Source organism: Escherichia sp. Lx600-2 (assembly GCF_036662595.1).
Classification (GTDB): domain Bacteria; phylum Pseudomonadota; class Gammaproteobacteria; order Enterobacterales; family Enterobacteriaceae; genus Escherichia; species Escherichia coli.
This window is the reverse complement of record NZ_JAYQWM010000143.1, coordinates 1-6141: the sequence shown is the minus strand read 5'-3', so window position 1 is coordinate 6141 and position 6141 is coordinate 1. Positions and strand designations below refer to the sequence as shown.

Below are 6141 nucleotides of genomic sequence, written 5' to 3'. Positions count from 1 at the left end.
CTAGTCTAAAAACTAGTATTAAGACTATCACTTATTTAAGTGATATTGGTTGTCTGGAGATTCAGGGGGCCAGTCTATCGGCATCGTGCTGGTGGTAACACGCGATGGCTGGTTAAGTCTTTTTATGGCGGCAGTCGTTGTACCCAATACCACATTGCTACCGCTGCTCTGTATCGTCATGCTTCCGGCATGGCTGTTATTAGCAGGTAAGCCGATGATGATGGTCAATCGTCCGAAGCAACAGCCACCCCACGATAACGTTTAGCAAAAAATGCTCTCCTTTATGATTTAAGAGTTATGGCGATGATACGGGGCTTTACCTCCCCGTAATATTGCGTTAACAGGCCGCTGACGGCTTCGATCGTGAAGGAGAATAACAATGTTCAGGTCACTGTTTCTGGCGGCCGCCCTGATGGCATTTACCCCGCTTGCAGCAAACGCAGGCGAAATCACCCTACTGCCATCAATCAAATTACAAATTGGCGATCGCGATCATTACGGTAATTACTGGGACGGTGGTCACTGGCGCGACCGTGACTACTGGCATCGCAATTATGAATGGCGTAAAAACCGCTGGTGGCGTCATGATAATGGCTACCACCGTGGCTGGGATAAGCGTAAAGCGTATGAGCGTGGCTATCGTGAAGGCTGGCGCGATCGTGACGATCATCGCGGAAAAGGCCGCGGACATGGACACCGCCATTAAACACATTCGCCAATGGAGCACAATGCCTGATGCGACGCTAGCGCGTCTTATCAGGCCTACAAAACAGCTCTTTAACGCGTAGGGCGGATAAGGCGTTTACGCCGCATCCGCCAATTGTGCCAGATGCGACGCTCATTCAACTACAATCCCAGCGCCGTCCCCACCAACAACCAGATATTCAGCGCCACGACCAGCACCACAATCACCCAGCCTGTCTGTTTTACGCGTTTGCTGTTCACCAGATCGCCCATCAACTTGCTGTCACTGGTGAAAATCAGCAGTGGAACCAGCGCCAGGGCGATACCAAAACTTAACAGCACCTGACTCATAACCAGAATCCGTGTCGGATCTAATCCCATCAGAATGACAATAAATGACGGCAACATGGTGACTGTACGACGCACCCACAGCGGGATATGGAAGCGAATGAACCCCTGCATCACCACCTGCCCCGCCAGTGTCCCCACCACCGTTGAAGACAGTCCGGCAGCAACCAAGCTTAATCCAAAGACCGTTGCCGCAGCATGGCTTAACAGCGGTTGCAGCGTCAGATAAGCCTCATCAAGATCGGCAACACCAGTATGACCAGAAAAGTGGAACGCCGCCGCAGCTGTAGCCATCATCGCCAGATTGACAAAACCGGCAATAGTCATGGCGATAGCCACATCCCATTTGGTGGCGGAATAACGTTGTTGACGCGAACCGCCATGTAAATGTTGAGTGAGCGAAGAGTGCAAATAAATCACATGCGGCATAATCGTCGCCCCTAACACGCCTGCTGCCAGGAAGACCGCCTCCGAAGTAGGTAAACTCGGGATCACCATTCCTTTACCCAGCTGCGCCAGGTTAGGCTGGGAGAAAATCAACTCGACAATGTAAGCCGCGGCAACAAACAATAGTAACCCGCCAATCACTTTCTCCAGCGGTTTTTGCCCGCGACGTTGCAGCATTAAAATCAGGAAAGTCGCGATCCCCGTCAGCACCGCGCCCTGCAACAACGAAACACCAAGAATGAGTTTAAAACCGATCGCCGCACCAATAAATTCCGCCAGGTCGGTTGCCATCGCAATAATTTCTGCCTGAACCCAATAGAACCACACTACGGGACGCGGATAGTGATCGCGAATCTGCTCCGCCAGATTTTTACCGGTGGCAATCCCTAGTTTGGCAGAGAGGATCTGAATCAGCATCGCCATCAGGTTGGCCCAAACGACAACCCACAGTAGCTGATAGCCGAAGCTGGCACCCGCCTGAATATTGGTCGCAAAGTTACCGGGATCGATATAACCAATCGCCGCAATGAACGCAGGTCCCATTAATGCGAGCCTCATCTTGCGCGCCGCCCGTCCGCTGCTACTCTCAACGCGATAGTTCGTCATCTTGTGCCTCTAAAACATAGCCTTTGCTATGTTTCATGCTATTCCAAACGAGAATGATTATCAAATTCATTTAAATGGGTTGTGGTGATTTCTCTGATAGACCAGGATTATGACTACGAAAAGATTGATGACTTGAATGTTATGGTTATGTTTAATGTTAGCACATTTACATAACTTTCAGCTTCCATACACAACATAGCAGAAATGTATGACAGCTCACTATTTTTGAAGCTTGTCACAGGACGTCATTATAGTGTGTGTCAGATCTCGTTTTCCTTAACCATGTTACATAGAATGTGCACGGAAATTTAACCTGCCTCATATTTGGAGCAAATATGGACCGCGTCCTTCATTTTGTACTGGCACTTGCCGTTGTTGCGATTCTCGCACTGCTGGTAAGCAGCGACCGCAAAAAAATTCGTATCCGTTATGTTATTCAACTGCTTGTTATCGAAGTGTTACTGGCGTGGTTCTTCCTGAACTCCGACGTTGGTTTAGGCTTCGTGAAAGGCTTCTCCGAAATGTTCGAAAAACTGCTCGGATTTGCCAACGAAGGGACTAACTTCGTCTTTGGTAGCATGAATGATCAAGGCCTGGCATTCTTCTTCCTGAAAGTGCTGTGCCCAATCGTCTTTATCTCTGCACTGATCGGTATTCTCCAGCACATTCGCGTGTTGCCGGTGATTATCCGCGCAATTGGTTTCCTGCTCTCCAAAGTCAACGGCATGGGCAAACTGGAATCCTTTAACGCCGTCAGCTCCCTGATTCTGGGTCAGTCTGAAAACTTTATTGCCTATAAAGATATCCTCGGCAAAATCTCCCGTAATCGTATGTACACCATGGCTGCCACGGCAATGTCCACCGTGTCGATGTCCATCGTTGGTGCATACATGACCATGCTGGAACCAAAATACGTCGTTGCAGCGCTGGTACTGAACATGTTCAGCACCTTTATCGTGCTGTCGCTGATCAACCCTTACCGTGTTGATGCCAGTGAAGAAAACATTCAGATGTCCAACCTGCACGAAGGTCAGAGCTTCTTCGAAATGCTGGGTGAATACATTCTGGCAGGTTTCAAAGTTGCCATTATCGTTGCCGCGATGCTGATCGGCTTTATCGCCCTGATCGCCGCGCTGAACGCACTGTTTGCCACCGTGACTGGCTGGTTTGGCTACAGCATCTCCTTCCAGGGCATCCTGGGCTACATCTTCTATCCGATTGCATGGGTGATGGGTGTTCCTTCCAGTGAAGCACTGCAAGTGGGCAGTATCATGGCGACCAAACTGGTTTCCAACGAGTTCGTTGCGATGATGGATCTGCAGAAAATTGCCTCTACACTCTCTCCGCGTGCTGAAGGCATCATCTCTGTGTTCCTGGTTTCCTTCGCTAACTTCTCTTCAATCGGAATTATTGCAGGTGCAGTTAAGGGCCTGAATGAAGAGCAAGGTAACGTGGTTTCTCGCTTCGGTCTGAAACTGGTTTACGGCTCTACCCTGGTGAGTGTGCTGTCTGCGTCAATCGCAGCACTGGTGCTGTAAGACCATACATAAAAAAGCCGGGGATAATTCCCCGGCTTTTTTACGCCTGTTAATCAGCTAATGGCTGCGGGCGACCAATCAAATACCCTTGCAGATATTGCACCCCGAGCTTATGCAATAGCGCCTGCTGCTGTTGCGTCTCAACAAACTCCGCAACCACACTCAATGACTTCGCTTTCGCCAGATCGGTAATTGATCTCACAATCATCGCATCCAGCGTATTCGTGACGATATCTTTCACAAAGACGCCATCAATTTTGATGATATCAGCCTGCAAACGCTTTAACCGTTCGTAGTTGGCATATCCGGTGCCAAAGTCATCAATCGCAATCCGGAAACCAAACTTATGCAGCTGCTCGATGTTGTACATGCTGCTTTCTGCGTTCGAAAACGCCTGCTCCTCGGTGATCTCAAGAATGACCGCCTGCGGGGAGATGTGATAACGCTTAAATAGACGAATAATCCGCCCGGCAATATTCTTTTGCAGCAGCGTGAGCGGCATTAAATTAACTGAAAAGCGCGGGCCTTTTTTGTCGCAAGGGTGTGTTGCCAGCCACTTCAACAAGGATTCCAGCACTTGCAAATCAAAACGCGCGCTAAGGTTAAACTGAGCAATAAGGGGCAGAAACTTATCCGGGGTCATAATGCCGCCGTCATATTTCAGTCGCGCGAGGATCTCATCATAACCTTCACCCTCTTTGTTGCGAATTGGCTGGGCGTAGAGCAGCAAATCCCCCTGATCTAACGCCGTGCGAATGGTATTCAGCAATAGCACTTGTTTAGTGGTCTGCCCGGAAACCATCTCCTCTCGGCTATCCAGCGCCAGCACATGATGATGTGCGCAGGATTGCTCCGCCAGCCAGCTTAACTGCCCCAACAAGGGTTGCAGGGTTTCCTGATTTCCATCAAAACGCCCCCAGGCAGCACCATAGCCCATATCCAGCCCGGTATTGTTCCAGTGAATTTGCCGACTATTCAGGATGTTAACCATATGCTGGAGTCGCCCTTCCGTTTCCGGCCCGCTCAGCACTAACAGCAGTTCACTACCCGGCAATTGATATAACTTTTCGTTTTCCTGCATCAACGGCAGCAGCGTACGGTAGATTGAGCGGATACAGTGAACGCGCATCATTAAGCCGTAATGACGACTCATAAACTCAAGATTATCAATGCGCAGGCAGCAAAAACTCTTGCCCGCCTCTTGCTCCGGCGCTTGTTCCAACGCACGAAAATTGGGTAGGAGCGTTAACGGATCGGTCAGCGCCTGCAAATGCCAGCGGCGATTAAGCCATTCACTGCGATGATAAATGCGCACCATATAGAGCAGGCAAACGCTAAAGGAAATCAGCACCGCGAGAATAAATGCCAGCGAATATTCGGTTTCCACCCCTTGCAAAAAGTTCTGGTTGTAATTCAGCAGGCAAAGCGTTGAAACAGCCCAAGTGAGATTTAAAAACGGATAGCGAAGCTTACCGACCCCGAGGGTAAAGATGATGAAGAAAACGGGTACCAGGTAACCGGCAATAAAGTCGTTTTCATAAGGTGTGCACAACAGAAGTAGCAGCACGCTTAACGCTGCCAGCCAGCTTAAGGTAAATGCGCGTTTCTCTTTGCCCAACGACGGAGCGATATCCCTGCGCCACAATATCTGCGCAAAGTGGGGACTTACAATCATGCGAGTGAGATAGTAGAAAAGCATGTTGTAAATCAGAACAGCGGTGAAAAGGCTTAGCAAATCAACGACCGTGAAAATGGCATCCGCATCGCCGAAAAAGGTGGATATCTTTAGCGGGAAATCAAAGAAGCTCCCCACAAGATACATGCTGCATTTGATGCCGATCGGCGTCACCAAACCAAGCCAGAACAGACGTTGCCAGACATATCGGCTGGTCAATCCATAACGCCAACGCGTCCCCAGCTGCCAGCGTAATATTGCGCAGGCACACAACACGACAAACGTCTGGCTGCCGAGCATGACCGCAGTCTGTAAAAAAGAGAGATGAAAGTTCCACAGATTGGTGCAAAACATCCCGCATAAAACGGGAACGACACCGCGCCAGCCAAAGATAAACAAGATTGACAGCATTACGCACAGTGGCATCCACGCCAGAAAGATATAACTGGAATGGATAATGGCAAGTGGCGAAATAAAACGGGATAGCTGAATAAGTACCACGGTGAGCGTAAACGCTAGTGTGAATATCTTGATATTTTTTATCAGGTTATGCTCCACAAACATGAGTACACTACTCTCACTGATCGGGGTTTTCAGGCACACAAATAATAAGTTTATTCGCATCGCGAAGCAAACAGGGGCCAGCCTGTTGCCGATTTTTCATCCAATGATGCTTTCACCAGGCGGCGCTAACCCGGACGTAGACTGTATTACAAAAGCGGCAAAAAGCAGAGACAAAAAACCCCCGCTTTGCAGCGAGGGTTGGAAATTTGGTGGAGCTAAGCGGGATCGAACCGCTGACCTCTTGCATGCCATGCAAGCGCTCTCCCAGCTGAGCTATAG

6 protein-coding genes and 1 pseudogene are annotated in these 6141 nt (G+C 49.5%); 4 read left to right on the top strand and 3 right to left on the bottom strand.

Going from position 1 to position 6141, the window contains the following annotated elements:
• Positions 1-76: 76 nt before the first annotated feature.
• Positions 77-265 (top strand): annotated as a pseudogene (locus OQV04_RS23180) (ion channel protein); the annotation flags it as partial.
• A 114-nt stretch (positions 266-379) separates the two neighbouring features.
• Positions 380-706: a DUF2502 domain-containing protein YpeC gene (gene ypeC, locus OQV04_RS23175; RefSeq protein ID WP_000490072.1), complete on the top strand. Its 327-nt coding sequence runs from the start codon at positions 380-382 to the stop codon at positions 704-706.
• A 140-nt stretch (positions 707-846) separates the two neighbouring features.
• Here the strand turns inward: ypeC and OQV04_RS23170 are convergent, their stop codons facing one another.
• Both OQV04_RS23170 and OQV04_RS25300 read right to left on the bottom strand, forming a co-directional pair.
• The gene (locus OQV04_RS23170) at positions 847-2085 is read right to left on the bottom strand and encodes an Nramp family divalent metal transporter (protein WP_000186369.1); all 1239 of its coding nucleotides are present in this window, start codon (positions 2083-2085) and stop codon (positions 847-849) included.
• On the bottom strand, positions 2066-2122 hold the full coding sequence (locus OQV04_RS25300; RefSeq protein ID WP_418134935.1) for a hypothetical protein: 57 nt from the start codon (positions 2120-2122) through the stop codon (positions 2066-2068). The genes OQV04_RS23170 and OQV04_RS25300 overlap by 20 nt, the downstream gene beginning before the upstream one ends.
• A gap of 298 nt (positions 2123-2420) precedes the next feature.
• Here OQV04_RS25300 and nupC point away from each other — a divergent pair, with 298 nt between their 5' ends.
• Positions 2421-3623, top strand: coding sequence for a nucleoside permease NupC (gene nupC / locus OQV04_RS23165; protein ID WP_000376337.1), 1203 nt, complete (start codon positions 2421-2423; stop codon positions 3621-3623).
• Between the two features lie 49 nt (positions 3624-3672).
• Here the strand turns inward: nupC and OQV04_RS23160 are convergent, their stop codons facing one another.
• Positions 3673-5862, bottom strand: coding sequence for a bifunctional diguanylate cyclase/phosphodiesterase (locus OQV04_RS23160; protein WP_001364824.1), 2190 nt, complete (start codon positions 5860-5862; stop codon positions 3673-3675).
• Between OQV04_RS23160 and OQV04_RS23155 the strand changes: the two genes are divergently transcribed.
• On the top strand, positions 5861-6141 hold a 281-nt coding region (locus tag OQV04_RS23155), incomplete at its 3' end, for a hypothetical protein (protein ID WP_207106331.1). The genes OQV04_RS23160 and OQV04_RS23155 overlap by 2 nt on opposite strands.